The 18,337-nt window shown below is 73.7% G+C and carries 15 protein-coding genes; 10 read left to right on the top strand and 5 right to left on the bottom strand.

Annotated features, from left to right (window positions below; genetic code table 11):
- Positions 1-54 precede the first annotated feature (54 nt).
- Positions 55-834, top strand: a complete 780-nt coding sequence (locus tag ACFYUZ_RS12545) for a DUF4232 domain-containing protein (RefSeq protein ID WP_389308184.1) — start codon at positions 55-57, stop codon at positions 832-834.
- Between the two features lie 4 nt (positions 835-838).
- Here ACFYUZ_RS12545 and ACFYUZ_RS12540 read toward each other — a convergent pair whose 3' ends face one another.
- Positions 839-1,951 (bottom strand): threonine synthase, encoded by a 1,113-nt coding sequence (locus ACFYUZ_RS12540; protein ID WP_389308182.1) that lies wholly within the window; start codon positions 1,949-1,951, stop codon positions 839-841.
- 183 nt (positions 1,952-2,134) lie between these two features.
- On the opposite strand from ACFYUZ_RS12540, the gene ACFYUZ_RS12535 reads away from it, so the two are divergent.
- The 7 genes from ACFYUZ_RS12535 to ACFYUZ_RS12505 all read left to right on the top strand — a co-directional run bounded on the left by ACFYUZ_RS12535 (position 2,135) and on the right by ACFYUZ_RS12505 (position 10,805).
- On the top strand, positions 2,135-3,709 hold the full coding sequence (locus tag ACFYUZ_RS12535) for a S8 family serine peptidase (protein ID WP_389308180.1): 1,575 nt from the start codon (positions 2,135-2,137) through the stop codon (positions 3,707-3,709).
- Positions 3,710-3,921: 212 nt separating this feature from the next.
- A complete protein-coding gene (locus ACFYUZ_RS12530; protein WP_389308179.1) occupies positions 3,922-5,100 on the top strand; it encodes a DUF4190 domain-containing protein in 1,179 nt (392 codons plus the stop codon).
- A 388-nt stretch (positions 5,101-5,488) separates the two neighbouring features.
- A complete protein-coding gene (locus tag ACFYUZ_RS12525) occupies positions 5,489-6,241 on the top strand; it encodes a GntR family transcriptional regulator (RefSeq protein WP_389308177.1) in 753 nt (250 codons plus the stop codon).
- Between the two features lie 595 nt (positions 6,242-6,836).
- Positions 6,837-7,016, top strand: coding sequence for an SPOR domain-containing protein (locus ACFYUZ_RS12520; protein ID WP_093874257.1), 180 nt, complete (start codon positions 6,837-6,839; stop codon positions 7,014-7,016).
- 40 nt (positions 7,017-7,056) lie between these two features.
- A complete protein-coding gene (locus tag ACFYUZ_RS12515) occupies positions 7,057-7,539 on the top strand; it encodes a (deoxy)nucleoside triphosphate pyrophosphohydrolase (RefSeq protein WP_389308175.1) in 483 nt (160 codons plus the stop codon).
- Between the two features lie 143 nt (positions 7,540-7,682).
- Entirely contained in the window at positions 7,683-8,105 is a 423-nt protein-coding gene (locus tag ACFYUZ_RS12510) for an ATP-binding protein (protein WP_389308173.1), read from the top strand.
- A gap of 144 nt (positions 8,106-8,249) precedes the next feature.
- On the top strand, positions 8,250-10,805 hold the full coding sequence (locus tag ACFYUZ_RS12505) for a SpoIIE family protein phosphatase (RefSeq protein ID WP_389308172.1): 2,556 nt from the start codon (positions 8,250-8,252) through the stop codon (positions 10,803-10,805).
- An 18-nt stretch (positions 10,806-10,823) separates the two neighbouring features.
- On the opposite strand, the gene ACFYUZ_RS12500 is transcribed toward ACFYUZ_RS12505, so the two are convergent.
- Together ACFYUZ_RS12500 and ACFYUZ_RS12495 are read right to left on the bottom strand one after the other, a co-directional pair.
- Complete coding sequence (locus ACFYUZ_RS12500; protein WP_389308170.1) at positions 10,824-11,534, bottom strand: PspA/IM30 family protein; 711 nt, start codon at positions 11,532-11,534, stop codon at positions 10,824-10,826.
- A gap of 29 nt (positions 11,535-11,563) precedes the next feature.
- Complete coding sequence (locus tag ACFYUZ_RS12495; RefSeq protein WP_389308558.1) at positions 11,564-13,639, bottom strand: TPM domain-containing protein; 2,076 nt, start codon at positions 13,637-13,639, stop codon at positions 11,564-11,566.
- A gap of 172 nt (positions 13,640-13,811) precedes the next feature.
- Between ACFYUZ_RS12495 and ACFYUZ_RS12490 the strand changes: the two genes are divergently transcribed.
- Both ACFYUZ_RS12490 and ACFYUZ_RS12485 read left to right on the top strand, forming a co-directional pair.
- On the top strand, positions 13,812-14,837 hold the full coding sequence (locus tag ACFYUZ_RS12490) for a hypothetical protein (protein ID WP_389308169.1): 1,026 nt from the start codon (positions 13,812-13,814) through the stop codon (positions 14,835-14,837).
- Between the two features lie 91 nt (positions 14,838-14,928).
- Positions 14,929-15,684 (top strand): transglutaminase domain-containing protein, encoded by a 756-nt coding sequence (locus ACFYUZ_RS12485; protein ID WP_389308168.1) that lies wholly within the window; start codon positions 14,929-14,931, stop codon positions 15,682-15,684.
- Between the two features lie 2 nt (positions 15,685-15,686).
- Here the strand turns inward: ACFYUZ_RS12485 and ACFYUZ_RS12480 are convergent, their stop codons facing one another.
- Positions 15,687-16,457: a succinate dehydrogenase/fumarate reductase iron-sulfur subunit gene (locus ACFYUZ_RS12480; protein WP_389308166.1), complete on the bottom strand. Its 771-nt coding sequence runs from the start codon at positions 16,455-16,457 to the stop codon at positions 15,687-15,689.
- On the bottom strand, positions 16,454-18,328 hold the full coding sequence (locus tag ACFYUZ_RS12475; RefSeq protein ID WP_389308556.1) for a fumarate reductase/succinate dehydrogenase flavoprotein subunit: 1,875 nt from the start codon (positions 18,326-18,328) through the stop codon (positions 16,454-16,456). The genes ACFYUZ_RS12480 and ACFYUZ_RS12475 overlap by 4 nt, the downstream gene beginning before the upstream one ends.
- Between the last annotated feature and the right edge of the window lie 9 nt (positions 18,329-18,337).

Below are 18,337 nucleotides of genomic sequence, written 5' to 3'. Positions count from 1 at the left end.
GCGCACGCACCGGGCGTGCGCCCCGACCGACCGCGTCAACGGGGGAGAACCACCATGCGCAACCACCGCAAGAACACCGTCCTGGCCGCCGCCGCCATCGCCGCCCTCTCGCTGGGCCTGACCGCCTGCGGCGGCGGGGACGACGCCACGGGCGCCAAGGACGCGGGGAGCGCGAGCTCCTCCCAGTCCGCCACCGGTGCCGGCGGCAACGGCGCGGCCGGCGGCGGCACGGCGGACCAGACCGCCGCGAAGAGCGGCTCGGGCTCCACGGGCGGCTCGGCCACCGGCGGCTCCACGGGCGGCTCCACCACGGGCGGCTCCACCGGCTCCGCCGGCGGCTCGAAGGCCGGCTCCACCACGGGCGGCTCCACCGGTTCCACCGGCGGCAAGGGCTCCGCCGCGGCCCCCGCCTGCGCCTACAACGACCTCAAGGTCACGGCGGCGAAGGCGGACGAGGTCCCGACCGAGCACATCACCCTCACCGCCACCAACACCTCCGGCCGCTCGTGCACCCTGCTGGAGTACCCGCTCGTCGCCTTCGGTCCGATCCAGACCGCCAAGGACGTCCCGGCCGTCGCGAAGAGCAAGCCGGCGGCGCCGGTCGTCCTGAAGCCCGGTGCGCCCGCCTACGCGAACGTGCGGATCGCGCTCGGCGGTGTCCACGAGGACAACAAGGTCGTGAACGAGTTCAACGTGAACCTCTTCGCCCCCCAGGGTCCGGCCGAGGGCAGCATCGTCGTCAAGGCCCCCGCCGGCGGCCTGGCCGTCGACGAGGCCGCCGCGAAGACGGGCTACTGGACGTACGAGCTCCGCAACGGCGCCGACGAGTTCTGAGCCGTCACGCCGCGAGACCCGTCTTCGCGCCCGCCCCGCACAGCGGCACCACCGTGAGGCCGGGGCGGGGCGGGGCCGCGCTCACCGCGGCCCAGCAGGCCACGCCGGTCGCCTCGACGAACAGGCCCCGACGGGCCAGGTCCCGCTGCGCCGCACCGATCTGATCCTCCGTCACCGTCAGGAACGTGCCGCCCGTCGCGCGGACCGCCCGCAGGATCTGGCGGGCGCGCGGCGGGGCCGGGATCGCGATGCCCTCGGCGAGGGTGGGGCGGGGGTCCGCCGGCCGTACGAGGTCCTCCGCGCCCGCGTGGAAGGCCTCGGCCAGCGGGGACACGGCCTCCGCCTGGACGGCGACCAGGGCGGGCCGGGTGTCGACGAGGCCGTGGCGGTGCAGCTCGTCGAGGGCGAGGGCGGCGCCGAGGAGCAGGGTGCCGTTGCCGACGGGGACGACGATCGTGTCCGGGAGGCGGCCGCCGAGCTCCTCCCACAGCTCGTAGACGTAGGTCTTGGTGCCGTGCAGGAAGTACGGGTTGTACACGTGCGAGGCGTAGAAGACGCCCGGCTCGTCGGCGGCCTCGCGCGCCGCGCGGGCCGTCGCCTCGCGGTCTCCGGGCACCTCGACGACCCGGGCCCCGTGGGCCCGGATCTGCTCCAGCTTCTTCGGGGAGGTGCCCTCGGGGACGTACACGACGCAGTGGAGCCCGGCCCGCGCGCCGTACGCGGCGATCGCGGTGCCCGCGTTGCCGCTGCTGTCGGCGAGGACCGTGCGGGGCTCCAGGCGGCGGGCGTGCGCGGCGAGCATGACGGCGCCCCGGTCCTTGAAGGACAGGGTCGGCATGAGGAAGTCGAGTTTGGCCGAAACCGAGTCGGTGAGCCGGACGAGCGGTGTGCGGCCCTCGCCGAGGCTCACCTCGGGCCCGTACGGGAGCGGAGGCAGCGCCTCCGTGTAACGCCACAATGAATTCACGCGTGAGGCGAGTGACGGGAGGGGGACCGGCGCACTCGTGAACGCGAGGTCCCAGGGGCCGCGGCATCGAGGACAGCACCAGGTGAGGGCGTCGGCGGGGGACTGGATCCGGCAGCGGGGGCACTCGTAAGCGGTCATGAGGGGCAGCATGTCAGGGGTGTGGCACGGGTGTTGCGGAGCTGCGAGGGCTCTTGTGGGATTCCTATGGATCAGTCAATCTTTCGCTCGGCAGCCGGACGTTCGAGACGGCGCGGGCCTCCCGTGTCGTATTGACATGTCCATGCCTTAATCGTGTCGCGCTCCTGTCTTGCCCCCACGAGGAGGACCCCCCACATGTCAGTGATGCGTACACCGCGTCGCCGGACGGCCACCGCCGCGGCCATCGCCGTCGCCGCCCTCGCCCTCGGCTCCCTCACCGCCCTCCCGGCGGCCGCCGCGCCGACCGCCCCCGAAGGCGTCATCGAGAACGCCGGTGCCGAGGGCACCGTCCCGGGCAGCTACATCGTCACCCTCGACGAGTCCGCGCAGGCGGAGACCGCCAAGGGCCGGGCCGTCGCCGCCAAGTTCGGCGCGAAGATCAAGCGGACCTTCACCACCGCGGTCAACGGCTACTCCGTCGAACTCTCCGAGGCGCAGGCGCGGAAGCTCGCGGCCGACCCGGCGGTGAAGTCCGTCGTCCAGAACCGCGTCTTCCACATCGACGGCACCCAGCCCTCCCCGCCGTCCTGGGGCCTGGACCGGATCGACCAGCGGGCCCTTCCGCTGAACCAGAGCTACACCTACCCGGACTCCGCGGGCCAGGGCGTCACGGCGTACATCATCGACACCGGCGTCCGCATCACCCACACCGACTTCGGCGGCCGCGCCTCCTACGGCTACGACGCCATCGACAACGACAACACCGCCCAGGACGGTCACGGCCACGGCACCCACGTCGCCGGAACCGTCGCGGGCACGTCGTACGGCGTCGCCAAGAAGGCGAAGATCGTCGGCGTCCGCGTCCTCGACAACTCCGGCTCCGGCACGACCGAGCAGGTCGTCGCGGGCATCGACTGGGTCACGCGGAACGCCGTCAAGCCGGCCGTCGCCAACATGAGCCTCGGCGGCGGCGTCGACTCCGTCCTCGACGACGCCGTCCGCAACTCGATCGCCTCCGGCATCACCTACGCCGTCGCCGCCGGCAACGAGACGGACAACGCCGCCAACCACTCGCCCGCGCGCGTGGCCGAGGCCATCACCGTCGGCGCCACCACGTCGAGCGACGCCAAGGCCAGCTACTCCAACTACGGCAGCGGCCTCGACCTCTTCGCCCCGGGCTCCTCCATCACCTCGTCCTGGGGCACCGGCGACACCGCCACCAACACGATCTCCGGTACGTCGATGGCGACCCCGCACGTCGCCGGCGCCGCCGCCCTCTACCTGGCGGACAACCCGACGGCGACCCCGGCGCAGGTCTCCACGGCCCTGACGACCGCCGCCACCCCGAACGTCGTCACCAGCCCCGGCACCGGCTCCCCGAACAAGCTGCTGTACGTCGGCGGCGGCACCACCCCGCCGCCCACCGGCCCGAAGTTCGAGAACACCACGGACTACGCGATCAACGACAACGCGACCGTCGAGTCCCCGGTCACCGTCAGCGGCGTCACGGGCAACGCCCCCGCCGCCCTCCAGGTGCCCGTGAACATCGTCCACACCTACATCGGTGACCTCCAGGTCCAGCTGATCGCCCCCGACGGCTCGGCGTACACGCTGAAGTCCTTCGGCACCGGCGGCAGCGCGGACAACATCAACACCACGTACACCGTGAACGCCTCCTCCGAGGTCGCCAACGGCACCTGGAAGCTGCGGGTCACGGACAACGCGAACCTCGACACCGGGAAGATCGACTCCTGGGCCCTGCAGTTCTGAGCCCGGCCCTAACCGGTGAGGGGCGGTCGTCTCGCGACGACCGCCCCTTCCGGCCATGTCCCTTCCGGGCGTGCCCCTTCGGCTCATGTCCCGTCCGGTCAGCGCCCCCTTCGCCCGTCGGCACCCACGTGCCCGCTCCCTCCGCCCCGCCGCGTACGATGCGCGCCCGAGCGTTTGTTCGCATCGCCCGCCCGCAACAGGAGCACGTACTCGTGGAGCCGAGCCAGCCGACCCCGCCGACCCCGCCTCCCCCGGGCGGCCCGCAGCCCGGGGGGTGGCCCGCCCCCGGGCCGTACACCTCCCCGGGCATGCCGTACGCGGCCGGACCCCACGGCGGCCCGCCCGGGGCCCCGGGAGCCGTCCCGTACGGCATGCCGCCGCGACGCTCCACCAACGGACTCGCCATCGGCTCCCTCGTCTCCGGCATCGTCTGCTGCCTCCCGCCCCTCGGCCTGATCCTCGGCCTCGTCGCCCTCCCGCAGATCAGGAGGAAGGACCAGGCGGGCAAGGGGTTCGCGGTCGCCGGCATCGCGCTCTCCGCCGTCAGCTGCCTGCTGCTCGTCGTCGGCCTCGCGAGCGGCGCCTTCGGCTCGGCGTGGAACGGCTTCCAGAAGGGAGTGGACGAGGCCTCCCGCTCCAGGACGCCGTACTCGCTGCGCGCCGGGCAGTGCTTCTCCGACGACAGCAAGGAGGAGGAGTACGCGACGGACGTGAAGGTCGTCGACTGCGCCCGCCCGCACGACGGCGAGGTCACCGGGGACTTCAAGGTGACCGGCTTCGACAAGTGGCCCGGCGACGACCCGATCGACCGGATCGCCCAGACGCGCTGCGAGACGATCAACTCGTCCTACGCGCTGGACACCTGGAAGGTCCCCAAGGACGTCTGGACCTACTACTACCTTCCCAGCAGCCAGAGCTGGCGCCGCGGCGACCGGACGGTGACCTGTGCGCTCGCCACCGAGAAGGCCCCGTTCAGCGGGTCCCTGCGCTCCGACTCGACCAGTCTGACCCTCGATCAGGAACAGTTCCTGCTGAGCCTCAACCCGGTCGAGAAGCTCGGCTACGAGGAGCCGGAGGAGGACCCGGACGAGGACTTCGAGGCCAACCGGAAGTGGGCCGGCGAGATGCTGGCCGCGATCGACTCGGCCCGCGCGGGCGTGCGGGACCACGACTGGCCCGGCACGTCCAAGGCCGCGCTCGCGGCGCTCGGCAAGGAGCTCGACACGGCCTCGAAGCGCTGGGGGAGGCTGGCGGCGGCGGCCGACGCGGACGCCTACTGGGAGGCGTACGACGCCGCTTGGGACGCCCTTCCCGAGGACCTGGGCGCCGAGGCGCGGACCGCGCTCGGCCTGACGGACACGCCGCCGGCGGGCGAGGGCGCCCAGGCCTGAGCCGCACGCCCCCGTACGGGGGCGTGGAGCACGGGGACGGGTCACGGGTCCGGGGCCGGGCCTCCCTCGTCGGGAGGCCCGGCCCCGCCGCGTGCGGACCGGGCCGGCGCTCCGGGGGCGGCGGCCCGTGACCGACCGCCGTCCCGGAGCGCCGTGAGCGGCGGGGTGCCGGTCCGCGGCCGGGGGCCCGGCACACGCGGTGCCGGGACGTGCGGGCAGAATTTATTGGTCTGGACCAATAGGAGTCAAGGGTTCGGTCGGCCTCCCCCCGAGTGGCCGCGAGTGGTCGGGGTTGTCATCACTTCGAGTGAAACCCTGGCCCATGCTTGCGGATCGCGACCGTGGGTTGTCACGCTGTAGCTGTCAGTCAACCTGAGGGGAGTGTCCAGTGACGTTCGGTGAGCAGCCCGCCTACCTGCGCGTGGCGAGCGATCTGCGGGAGAAGATCGCCAACGGCTCGCTTCCACCGCATACCCGCCTCCCCTCGCAGGCACGCATCCGCGAGGAGTACGGGGTGTCGGACACCGTCGCGCTGGAAGCCCGCAAGGTGCTCATGGCCGAGGGGCTCGTGGAGGGGCGGTCGGGCTCGGGGACCTATGTGCGCGAGCGCCCCGTGCCCCGGCGGATCGCCCGCTCCGGCTACCGCCCCGCGGCCGGCGCCAGCCCCTTCCGTCAGGAGCAGGCCGCCGAAGGGGCCCGGGGCACCTGGGAGTCGAGCAGCGAGCAGGAGCCGGCGAGCGTCGAGGTGGCCGAGCGGCTCGGCATCGAGCCGGGGGAACGCGTGATGCGCACGCGGTACGTGTACCGGGACGGGGGCGAGCCCATGATGGTCTCCACCTCCTGGGAGCCCCTCGCCGTCACCGGCCGGACGCCCGTCATGCTCCCCGAGGAGGGCCCTCTGGGCGGCTGCGGCGTCGTCGAGCGCATGGCGGCCATCGACGTGGTCGTGGACAACGTGGTGGAGGAGGTGGGGGCCCGGCCCGGCCTCGCGGAGGAGCTCCTCGCGCTCGGCGGGGTGCCGGGACACGTGGTCATGGTCGTGGAGCGCACGTACTACGCCTCGGGCCGCGCCGTCGAGACGGCCGACGTCGTCGTCCCGGCCGACCGCTACCGCCTCACCTATCACCTGCCGGTGCGCTGATCCGCGCCGACCGCCCGACGGACGCCCGTGAGGGGGGGCGAGGGGGGCCTGGGGCCGGACGGGGCGGCGGACCGACGGCCCCCGTGGCCGGGCGGCGATGACGGGCCGGTCGTCGCTGTGGCGGGGCGACAGCCCGTGGCCGCGCCTGCCGCGCTTCTTCCGTAGCCGCTGGTCCGTGACCGACACCAGGGCCTCGTCCGACACCCTCGTCGCGCCCCTCGCCACCGCCCGCCCCCGGCGGTGCCCCGCCCCTGCAGGGCCGCTCCTGCCCCCGTAGTCGTAGCTCCTCCTGTCCGCCTGGAGCCGCTGCCGTCCGGAGCCGCTCCGGCCGCCCGGAGCCGCTTCCGCCCGCCCTGGAGTCGACTCCACCCGTCCCGATGCCGGTGCCGACCCTCCCGATGCCGGTGTCGCCCCTTCCCGCCGTGGCGCCCAGAGCGTGCCCTTCGGCCTCTCTCCGTCGGTTCCCGGCCGATCCGTGCCTCTTTGTGAAAACCCGTATCCGCTGTGTGAAGGTCAGGCGTAAGCTCCGGCATATGCGGATTGCGGTTTCCCGGAGATCCTCATTGGCACCCGGACCGGCGGAGGGAGAAGCCTGATGACCGACAGTGGCCCCGTCCTTCCCTGGCTCGTCATACGGCAGGACGACAACGGCAACCGCTACCGGGTGGGGCGGTACGCGACCAAGGACGAAGCCCAGAAGATCGCGGACAGCCTCGACGACCGCGGGCACAAGCAGCTCTACTGGGTCGAGCGCATCGGCAGTCCCGCCCTCTGACCCCGGCGGGCGCCCACCGGGCCCGGCTACGCTCGCGCCCATGACGGAACGCACCACCGACCCCGCCGCGCCCCACGAGCACCACCGCGACGCCGGCCCCGACCGGGACGCCGGCGTCGTGGTCGTCGCGGGCGCCCTGTACGACCGGGGGCGGCTGCTGGCCGCGCGCCGCAGCGCCCCCGTCGAGCTCGCCGGCCGCTGGGAACTTCCCGGCGGCAAGCTCGAACCGGGCGAGAGCCCGGAAGAAGCCCTGGTCCGCGAACTGCGCGAGGAGCTCGGCGTCGAGGTCGAGCCGGGCGAGCGGCTCCCCGGCGAGTGGCCGCTGAAGCCCGGGTACGTCCTGCGCGTGTGGACCGCCCGGCTGCTCTCCGGCGAGCCGCGCCCCCTGGAGGACCACGACGAGCTGCGCTGGCTCTCGCGGAGCGAGCTGGACTCGGTCGACTGGCTCGACCAGGACCGTCCCGCCGTCGCCGAGGCCGCGCTGAGACTGCCGGCGGCCCCCGCCGACGGAGCGCGCGACTGAGTCCCTACGCCGTTCGTGCCCCCGTGCGCCCGCCGACGCTCCTGGCGGGATATCGCGTCCCAAATAGCGGGTATGTCCAGAATGACCCCTTGGGGAGGGGCATGGATCTTCCTGCTGACGCACGGCTGGGGAAGTGATCGGGTGTGATCGACACCGACGGCGACCGCGCGGAGTGGAACTTCCCGGCGGAGGCGAACGCCGTGCGTACGGCCCGCCACGCGGTGCGCGAGACCCTGCGCGCCTGGGAGCTCGACGCGGCCCTCGGCGATCTGACCGTCCTGCTGGTCAGCGAGCTGGTGACCAACTCGCTGCGGTACGCCTCCGGCCCCATCGGCGTCCGGCTCGTCCGGCCCCGCGACGGCGCCCCCGACCCGGCGCGGTCTCCGGCACTCCTGGTGGAGGTTTCCGATCCGCTTCCGGATCCGCCGACCGAGCGGGTCCCGGGACCCGACGACGAGGGGGGCCGTGGCCTCGGGCTCGTGGCCTGTTCCGCTCGTCGCTGGGGAACCCGTAGAGGAAGGACGGGCAAAACCGTATGGTTCGAGCTGGCTCTCCCTGGTGAGTAAACAGGGTGGGACAACGATCACCGGTACTCGCCCAGGGACGAACGAGACCACCCTGTGATCGTGAACGTCGTGCCGTCGGGGCCTGCCGTATTGAATACTGCGGGCATGGCCGGTCCGGTGCGGTGAGCTGGAGGGGACGGTCGCGTGAGCGAGATACCTGAGACGGCGAGCGGCGGCGTCGTGTGGCAGAGCAGCCCGCCCGGCTCCATCTATGACTACATCCGGGTGGCGTCGTTCTCAATCGGGCCCGACGGCCTCGTCGAGCAGTGGAGCCGAAGGGCCGTGGACCTCTTCGGGGTCACCGCGGAGGAGGCCAGGGGCAAGGACCCCGTCGAGGCCTTCATGCCCGCCGACCTGCGCGAGCGCGGCCACCGGCGGGTCAAGGAGATCCTCGACGGCAAGGAGTGGACGGGCCTCGTCCCCTTCCGCGTGCCCGGCGAGGAACGGCCCCGGGGCATCGCCGAGATGTACGTCATGCCGAGCGAGACCCAGACCGGGGAACGGGCCGCGCTGTGCATCGTCGTCGATGTGCGCGCCCTGCGCCGCATCGAGACCGACCTCGCCGCTTCCCAGGCGATATTCGGCCAATCCCCCTTCGGCTTCCTTCTCTTCGGCACGGACCTCACCGTGAAGCGGGCCAACCGGCGCTTCGCCACCGTCTTCGGCGGCGAGGCCGACGACCACCGGGGCCGGACCGTCCACGACTACCTGGGCCGCGCCGAGGCCGACCGGATGACCACCGCCCTCCGGAAGGTCCTGGAGACCGGCGAGTCCGTCACCGACTTCCAGATCGTCGGCGCCGCCCCCGGCGCCAGGGACCGCCGGCACTGGTCCATCAACCTCTACCGCGTGCACAGCGGTTCCGGACGCCCGATCGGGGTCGCCGGACTCGGCATCGACGTCACCCGCCGGCACAACGCCGCCAGGGAGGCCGCCAGCGCCCGCCGCAACCTCGCCCTGCTCAACGAGGCCGGCGCCCGCATCGGCAACTCCCTCGATCTGGAGGCCACCGCCCGCGAGCTCCTCGACGTCGCCGTCCCCGGCTTCTGCGACCTCGCCTCCGTCGACCTCTACCAGGGCCTCCTCACCGGCGACGAGGCACCGCCCGGCCGCTGGGGGAACTCCCACGACGTCGGCTACGGGGCGGGCAGCGCCGAACTCCGCAGGGTCGCCTTCGCCAGCGCCGTCTCCGACACCCCCCTCAGGACCGACGAGGGACACGGCCCGGGTCCCGTGCCCATCGAGGTCGGGGCCGTCCACCGCTACCCGTTCAACTCGCCCTGTGCCGGAGCCCTGCGCACCGGACGCATCCGGACGGTCCCGGGCACCGACGGAGACCTCGTCCAGTCCACCCTGGTCGTCCCGATGACCGCCCACGACACCGTCGTCGGCCTCGTCCAGTTCTCCCGCGCCAAGGGCAGCGAGCCCTTCGGAGAGCGCGACCGGGCCCTCGCCGTCGAACTCGCCGCCCGCGCCGCCGTCTGCATCGACAACGCGCGCCTCTACCGCCGCGAGCACGAGCGGGCCCTCATCCTCCAGCGCAGCCTGCTCCCGCCCGGCGACCCCGAGGCCGCGGGACTCGACATCGCCTGTCGCTACCTCCCCGGCACCACCGCCACCGAGGTCGGCGGCGACTGGTTCGACGTCATCGAGCTCCCCGGCCACCGCACCGCCCTCGTCATCGGCGACGTCATGGGCCGGGGCCTGCGCGCCGCCGTCGCCATGGGCGAACTCCGCACCGCCGTCCGCACCCTCGCCCAGCTCGACCTGGAGCCCGCGGAAGTCCTCTCCCACCTCGACGAGATCGCCCGCGGCCTGGGCGCCCCCATCGGCGCCCAGCAGTCCCGCGCCCACAAGAACCGGGGGCCCGAACTCTCCGAGGTCTACCTCGCCACCTGCGTCTACGCCGTCTACGACCCGGTCACCCGCCGCTGCACCTTCGCCAACGCCGGACACCTCCCGCCGGTCCTCGTCGAGCCGGGCGAGGCGGCCATGCTCCTCGACGTACCCCCCGGCATGCCGCTCGGCGTCGGCGGGGAACCCTTCGAGGAGGTCGAGGTGGAACTGCCCGAGGGCGCCCTCCTCGCCCTCTACACCGACGGGCTCGTCGAGTCCCGCGAGCACCCCCTGGACGAAGGCCTCCAGGCCTTCCGGCGCGCCCTCACCGACCCGGCCCGCCCCCTGGAGGACGTCTGCGACCGGGTCCTCACCAGCCTGAACACCGGTCACGGCGAGGACGACATCGCCCTCCTCATGGCCAGGATCCAGGGGCTGCCCAGCGAGGCGGTCGGCGACTGGCGGCTGCCCAGGGAGCCCCGCTCGGTCGGCCGGGCCCGCGAACTCGCCCGCGCCCAGCTCGCCGCCTGGGACCTCGAACCGCTCGTCGACACCGTCGAACTCCTCGTCAGCGAACTCGTCACCAACGCCCTGCGCTACGGCGAGGGCGAGATCCGGCTGCGTCTGCTGCGCGACCGCACCCTCGTCTGCGAGGTCTGGGACTCCGGCCTGGTCCAGCCGCGGCGCCGCAGGGCCCGGGACACCGACGAGGGCGGCCGCGGCCTCCAGCTCGTCGGGCTGCTCTCCGCCTCCTGGGGCTCCCGCCGCACCCCGCGCGGCAAGACCGTCTGGTTCGAGCTGGCCCTGCCGGACGGGGAGGGGGCGGCGGAGCCCACGGTGGAGCAGCTCCTCAGCATGTTCTGAGCGGCCGCCACTCCGTCGTCAGCCCTTGAGCGCGGCCAGCCGGGCCTCGATCTCGGCGCTGTCGCCGAGCGCCTCCAGCTGCTCGAACTGGGCGTCCAGGGAGGAGGCGGCGAGTTCCTGCCCGCCCAGGGCCCGGGCCTCCTCCCGGCGCACCTTGTCCTCGAAGCGGCTCAGCTCGCTCGTCGGGTCGAGCACGTCGACGCTCCGCACGGCGTCCGTCATGCGGTTCTGCGCCCGGGCCGATCCGGCACGGGCGACCAGCTCGTCGCGCTTGGTCCGCAGCTCGCCGAGCTTGGCCTTCATCCGGTCGAGGCCGGTCCTGAGCTTCTGCACGACCTCGGTCTGGGCGGCGATCGTCGGCTCGGCGGTCTTCGCCTCCTTCTCCGACTGCAGCTGGCGGCCGAGCGCCACCTTCGCCAGGTCGTCGAAGCGGTCCGCCTCCGCCGTCTGCCCGCCGGCCCGCAACGCGTCCGCCTTCCTGCTGGCGGCGAGCGCCTTGACGCCCCACTCCTTCGCCGTGTCCACGTCCTCCCGGTGGTCCTGCTCCATCAGCCGGAGGTTGCCGATGGTCGCCGCCACCGCCTCCTCCGCCTCCGCGATGTTGTTCGCGTAGTCGCGGATCAGCTGGTCCAGCGTCCTCTGCGGATCCTCCGCCTGGTCGAGGAGGGCGTTGATGTTCGCCTTCGCCAGCTGGGTGACCCGGCCGACGATCGTCTGCCTGCTGCTCATGGCTCTACTCCCTGGGGAACTCGTGGGACTCAGAAACGGCCTCCGCCGCCCAGCCGGCCGCGCGTGCCGCTGCCGCCGAAGCTGCCGGGCCCTCCGCCGGAACCACCCCCTCCTCCGCCGGAACCTCCTCCGCCGGACCCGCCGCCGAACAGCCCGCCGAGGACGATGCCGCCGAGCACCGCGCCGCCGAGGCCGCCGCCACCGCTGCCGCCCACCCCCGTCGCACCGCCCAGGCCGTTCGGATTCCCGTACGTGCGGACGTCCTGCTCGGCGAGGTCCTGGGCTCGCCGGGCCAGCGCGTCCGCCTGCTGCGCCTCCACGAGGGCCGCCTGCGGGTCGCCGGCGTCGGCGAGCGACCGCGCCTCCTCCCAGCGGCGCCGGGCCTCGGCGAGGCGCGTACGGGCCTCGCTGCCCACCGCGCCCCGGTGCGTGGTGATGTAGTCGGACGCCGCCCCGATCGCCGAACGGGCCGTCAGCATCACCTGATCGAGGAGCACGCGGGCGCGCCGCGTCCCCGACTCCCGCTCCCGCGCGCCCTCCAGCGCCTCGTCGAGCGCCGCGTCGGCCTCCTCGACCCGGCGCAGGGCGTCGATCGGGTCGTACCGCCCCGCGTCCACCCCGCGCCGCACCTCGGCGGCCACCGACTCGGCGCGGGCGATCCGGCCCTGGAGGCCAGCCGTGGACATCCCCTCGGCGGTCCCCTCCAACAGCCCGCGGGCCTCGGCGAGATCGGCGTCCGTCTCCGCGAGCGCGCCCGTCAGCCTCCCCACGGCCTCGGCCAGGTCCCGCGCCCGCCGGTCCACCGCCTCGATCAGCCGGGCCGCCTGGTCCACGGCGCCCTCGGCGGCCCGGATGTGCACGGCGGCCCCGCCGTTGTCGCCGGTGTCGATCCGCTGGCGGGCCTGGTTGAGGTGGGTCGTCGCGAACACGAGCCGGTCCTTCGCCTGCTCGACGTCGCCGGCGACGGGCGCGGCCGCCGTCTCGGCGTACCGCTCGCGCATCGCGGTCAGAGCCGCCTCGGCCGTCCCGATCCGCCCGGTCTGCTCGCGGAAGGCGGTCTCCACCGCGGCCAGCGCCTCCGGGGCCGTGCGCTCCAGGGCCCGGAGCCGGTCGAAGTCCTCCGTCTCGGCGTCGAGGCGCGCGTTCGCCCCGGCGCAGCGGCGGAGGATCTCGTCCAGCATGGCCCGGCGGGTCGGGTCGTCCTCGGGGAAGGAGTCGTCGAGCTTCTGCCGCAGCCGGAAGGAGGCCGCCAGCTGCTCCTCGGCGAAGTCGACCGCCTCGGTGAAGGGGCGCACCGCCTCCTCGCCGAACTGGGCGGAGGCGAAGCCGAGTTCCTCCTGGCTGGTGCGGACGGCGTCGTCGGTGGCGACCAGTGTCCGGCGGGCCTCTCCGTCGAGCTCGTCCAGGGACGGAGGGGCGGGCGCCTTCGGAGGGCCCCAGCCCTGACCGCCCCGCGGCGTGGTGCGGGTCTCGGCACGCCGTCGCCGCTTGGCGTACGCGTAGGCCGCCACGGCTCCCGCGCCGCCGACGAGGAGCACGGGCAGGACGAGGTCGGTCGCCGAGGCGCCGTCGCCGGCCGCGGCGCCGGGGTCGGCGGGGCCGGGGGTGAGCGTCGGGGTGGGGACGGGCCGGCCGGCGAGGACGGCGGCGTAGCCGTCCGCCGCGCCGATGGCGGCGCCGGCCCAGTCGTTCTGCCTCAAGGCCGGTTCGATCGCGGTCCGCGCGACCTCGTCGAGCTGGGCCTGGGTGAAGCGGGAGCCGGGGTCGGCCGAGTAGCCGTACTGCCGGTCGTGGGTGGCGACGGCGAGCAGGACGTCGTCGAGGCCGAGCGCGTTGCGCTCCGCCGTGGCGTCGGCCCAGTTCTGGCCCGAGCGCCCGGAGAAGTCCCGTACGTAGACGACGAAGAGCTGGACGCGCCGGTCGTCGTAGAGCCGGTCGAGGGCCTGGACCACGGAGGCGCGGCGGTCGCCGAGGGCGCCGACCCGGTCGGTGATCTGCCCGTCCCGGGACAGGACGACGGGGTCGTCGGCGTGGGCTCCGGATACGGCGGGCACGAGGAGCCACCACGCCGCCACCAGCACCGCGACGAGGGCTCGGGTGGCCATTCCTGTCACAAGGGGGAGGTTATGTCTGCGTATGTCCGCCCGCGACCCGGCCGACGCCGGAGTCCGGGGCCGGATCCGTGGCGTCCGGAAACCGTCGCGCCCGCCCGGGCGTCACTGTCAGTAGCCGCCGCTACGGTGGTTCCATTGACGCGACGGCTCTCGGGGGGCTCGGGTGGACGGACGACTGAGGCGTGTGTGGAGGCGGGGGCGCTGGTTCGTCCTCGGCCTCGTCCTGCTGCTCGTGGTGCCCCCGCTCTTCGGGGCCCTGGCCCTGCGCGTCAGCTACACGGGCGACCTCGTGGACGACGCGAGGACCCGCGGCAAGGACGCCTTCTGGATCGGGCACGCCTGGGTGGACGGGCGGAAGAAGGACGCCGATCTCGCGGCCCTCGCCGCGCGGCTGAAGGGCAGCGGGATACGCGACCTGTACGTGCACGCCGGGCCCCTGGAGCACGACGGCACCCTGCCGGCGGCGAAGTACCCCCGCGCCACGTGGCTGGTCGACGGCGTGCACCGCGCGATGCCCGGGATACGGGTGCAGGCCTGGCTGGGCGACGTCCTGGCCACCGAAGGGCCCGTGGGACTGCGCCTGGAGGACGCCGGGTCACGCCGTGCCGTGGTGGGCTCGGCCCGGCAGATCCTCGACGCGGGCTTCGACGGGGTCCACTTCGACCTGGAGCCGCTGCACTCCGACGACCGCGACTACCTCTCCCTCCTCGACGACCTCGGGAAGCTGACCCGGACCCGCAGGGTCCCGCTCTCGGTCGCCGCCCACCAGATCGACCCGCTGCCGGGCGCCCACACGGCCCTGGGCGCGGTCAGCGACAACGGCAGCGAGAAGTGGTGGTCGCAGGAGTTCTTCGGCGAGGTCGCCCGGCGCGTCGACCAGATCGCCGTCATGTCGTACGACACCTGGATGCCGCTGGAGAGCCTCTACGGCGGGTACGTCGCCCAGCAGACGGCCCTCGCCCTGGAGGTGACGCCGGAGACGACCGACCTGCTGATGGGCCTCCCCTTCTTCCACGAGGACGACCTCGGCCACCACGAGGACGCGGAGACGGTCGCCGCGGCCGTCAAGGGCGCGAGACTCGGCCTCGGCCGCACCGACCCCGACCGCGAGCGGTTCGGCCTCGCCCTGTACGTCGACTTCGCCGCGCGGGAGGAGGACTGGGCGGCCTACCGTGCGGGCTGGCTCTGAGCGGGACCCCGCGCGCCGGGGCCGGAACGGGCGGAGGAGGATGGTGCCGTGCGGCCCCGGGGGCGGGCCGCCGGACGAGGGGGAGTACGCCATGACCAGCCGTCTGCTGATGCCCGTCCGCACCCGTGACGGGCGCTCACCGGAGCGGGAGGCCCCCGGGTCCACCCGGCCCACCCCGATCCTGGACCTGGGGCATCCCCTCGTGACCGCGCTCGTGGCCCGGGTGCTGCACGAGTCCGAGGCGCGGGGAGCGGTCACCGACCGCGCCCGGCTCCAGGTGGCGCACGGCATCCTCGTCACCGCCGTGCGACCGGTGTACTCCGTCGAGGACCGGCGCCGGGTGTCGCGCACGCTGCGGCTCGGGCGCGGCTCGTGCAGCCAGCGGATGGCGGTCCTGGAGGCGGTGGCCCGGTCCCTGGGCGTGGAGACCCGGGTGCGCGGCCTGCTCGTCGACGGCACCTTCTGGTACCCGAGGTTCCCGAAGCTGCGCCCCTTCGTGCCCGAGGAGGTCCTCCTCGCCTGGCCGGAGTTCCGCCTCGACGACGTCTGGGTCCCCATCGCCGAGCTGTTCAGCGGTCTCGCGCCGGGCGGGCACGGGGGCGGGTTCACCAACTCCGGGGCGGAGACGCTCTTCGAGGCCGTCGCCCGGACCACCGTCGACTGGGACGCGCCGGCCGCCTGCGCCGGCTCGGCGCCCTGCGACCTCTCCGCCCACCTCCGCACGGACCTCGGCCGCTTCTCCTCGCGCGACGAGCTGTTCGAGCTCCACGGGCAGACCCTGTGCCGCCCCGCCCGCACCCTCGCCGAGCCGGTCCTCGGACGCTGGAGCGCGGGCGCGGCGGCCTGAGGTCAGGCCTTCCGCCGCCTGATCGTCTTCCCGAGCCAGACCAGCGGGTCGTACTTCCGGTCCACGACCCGCTCCTTGAGCGGGATCAGGGCGTTGTCGGTGATCCGGATGGACTCCGGGCAGACCTCGGTGCAGCACTTGGTGATGTTGCAGTAGCCGAGGCCGTGCTCCTCCTGCGCGGTCCGCCGCCGGTCGAGCCCGGCCTCCTCCGCCGCGTCCAGGGGGTGCATGTCGAGCTCCGCGATCCGCATGAGGAAGCGGGGCCCGGCGAAGGCCTCCTTGTTCTCCTCGTGGTCGCGGACCACGTGGCAGGTGTCCTGGCACAGGAAGCACTCGATGCACTTCCGGAACTCCTGGGAGCGGTCGACGTCCTCCTGCCCCATCCGGTACTCGCCGGGGCCGAGCCCGGCGGGCGGGACGAACGCCGGCACCTCCCGGGCCTTCTCGTAGTTGAAGGAGACGTCCGTGACCAGGTCGCGGACGACGGGGAAGGCCCGCATCGGGGTGACGGTGACCACCTCGTCCCGGGTGAAGACCGACATCCGGGTCATGCACATCAGCCGGGGCCGGCCGTTGATCTCGGCCGAGCACGACCCGCACTTGCCCGCCTTGCAGTTCCAGCGGACGGCCAGGTCGGGGGCCTGGGTGGCCTGGAGGCGGTGCACGATGTCGAGGACCACCTCGCCGTCGTGCACCTCGACGGTGTAGTCGGTGAGCTCCCCGCCGTCGGCGTCGCCGCGCCAGATCCGGAAGCGGGCCTGATACGTGCTCATGCGTCCAGTTCCTCCTCCGCCAGGTACTTCGCCAGCTCCTCCTTCTCGAAGAGGGCCAGCAGATCGGGCCTGATGGGCTCGGTGCGCACCCGCTCCAGGACGATTCCGCCGTCCCCGGCCCGGCAGAGCAGGTTCACCGGGCGCCACGACCGCTCCATCGCCGGCCGGTCCTCGCGGGTGTGCCCGCCCCGGGACTCGGTGCGCTCCAGGGCGGCCCGGGCGACGCACTCGCCGACCAGCAGCATGTTCCGCAGGTCGAGGGCGAGGTGCCAGCCGGGGTTGAACTGCCGGTGCCCCTCGACCGAGATCCGTTCGGCCCGCTCCCGCAGCGCGGCGATCCGCGCCAGGGCCTCGACCATCTCGCCCTCCCGCCGGATGATCCCGACGAGGTCGTTCATCGTCTGCTGGAGCTCCTGGTGGAGCGTGTACGGGTTCTCCGCGGGCCCGTCCCGGAACGGGGCCAGCGCCTCCGTCCGCGCCGCCTCCACCGCCTCCTCGCCGACCTCGGCGGCCGCCGCCCCCGCCGCGTACCCCGCCGCGTGCAGCCCGGCCCGGCGTCCGAAGACCAGCAGGTCGGAGAGGGAGTTCCCGCCGAGCCGGTTGGAGCCGTGCATGCCGCCCGCGACCTCGCCGGCCGCGAAGAGCCCGGGCACCCCGACGGTGGCGGCCGTCTCGGAGTCGACGGCGACGCCGCCCATCACGTAGTGGCAGGTCGGCCCGACCTCCATCGCCTCGGCCGTGATGTCGACGTCCGCCAGCTCCTTGAACTGGTGGTACATCGAGGGCAGCCGACGCCGGATCGTCTCCGCCGGCATCCGGGTCGACACGTCCAGGAACACCCCGCCGTGCGGGGAGCCGCGCCCCGCCTTCACCTCGGCGTTGATGGCCCGCGCCACCTCGTCGCGCGGCAGCAGCTCGGGCGGGCGCCGGTTGTGGTCGGGGTCCTCGTACCAGCGGTCGCCCTCCTCCTCCGACTCGGCGTACTTGTCCTTGAAGACGTCGGGGACGTAGTCGAACATGAAGCGCCGCCCCTCGGAGTTCCGCAGCACCCCGCCGTCGCCCCGCACGGACTCGGTGACCAGGATCCCCTTCACCGACGGCGGCCAGACCATGCCGGTCGGGTGGAACTGGACGAACTCCATGTTCACCAGGGGCGCCCCCGCGAGCAGGGCCAGCGCGTGGCCGTCGCCCGTGTACTCCCAGGAGTTCGAGGTCACCTTGAAGGACTTGCCGATGCCGCCGGTCGCGAGGACGACCGCGGGCGCCTCCAGGACGAGGAAGCGCCCGCTCTCCCGCTCGTAACAGAAGACCCCGGCGACCCGGCCGTCTCCGTCCTTGAGGACGCGGGTGACGGTGAACTCCTGGAAGACCTTCAGGCGCGCCTCGTGGTCGCCGGTCTCCCGGTGGTCCTCCTGCTGGAGGCCGACCACCTTCTGCTGGAGGGTCCGCAGCAGTTCGAGGCCGGTCCGGTCGCCGACGTGCGCGAGCCGGGGGTACTCGTGACCTCCGAAGTTGCGCTGCGAGATCCGGCCGTCCGGGGTCCGGTCGAAGAGCGCGCCCCAGGTCTCCAGCTCCCAGACCCGCTCGGGTGCCTCCTGGGCGTGCAGTTCGGCCATCCGCCACTGGTTGAGGAACTTCCCGCCGCGCATGGTGTCCCGGAAGTGCGTCTTCCAGTCGTCGTGCTCGTTGGCGTTCGCCATGGCGGCGGCGATGCCGCCCTCGGCCATCACCGTGTGCGCCTTGCCGAAGAGGGACTTGCAGATGACGGCGGTGCGCGCGCCGGCCCGGCGCGCCTCGATCGCGGCCCGCAGCCCGGCGCCGCCCGCGCCGACCACGACCACGTCCCACCGCTGCCGTTCCACGGAGCTCACAGGACTCAT

The sequence above is a fragment of the Streptomyces sp. NPDC004266 genome (assembly GCF_042874095.1).
Taxonomy (GTDB): domain Bacteria; phylum Actinomycetota; class Actinomycetes; order Streptomycetales; family Streptomycetaceae; genus Streptomyces.
This window is presented reverse-complemented; position numbering and strand designations above follow the sequence as displayed.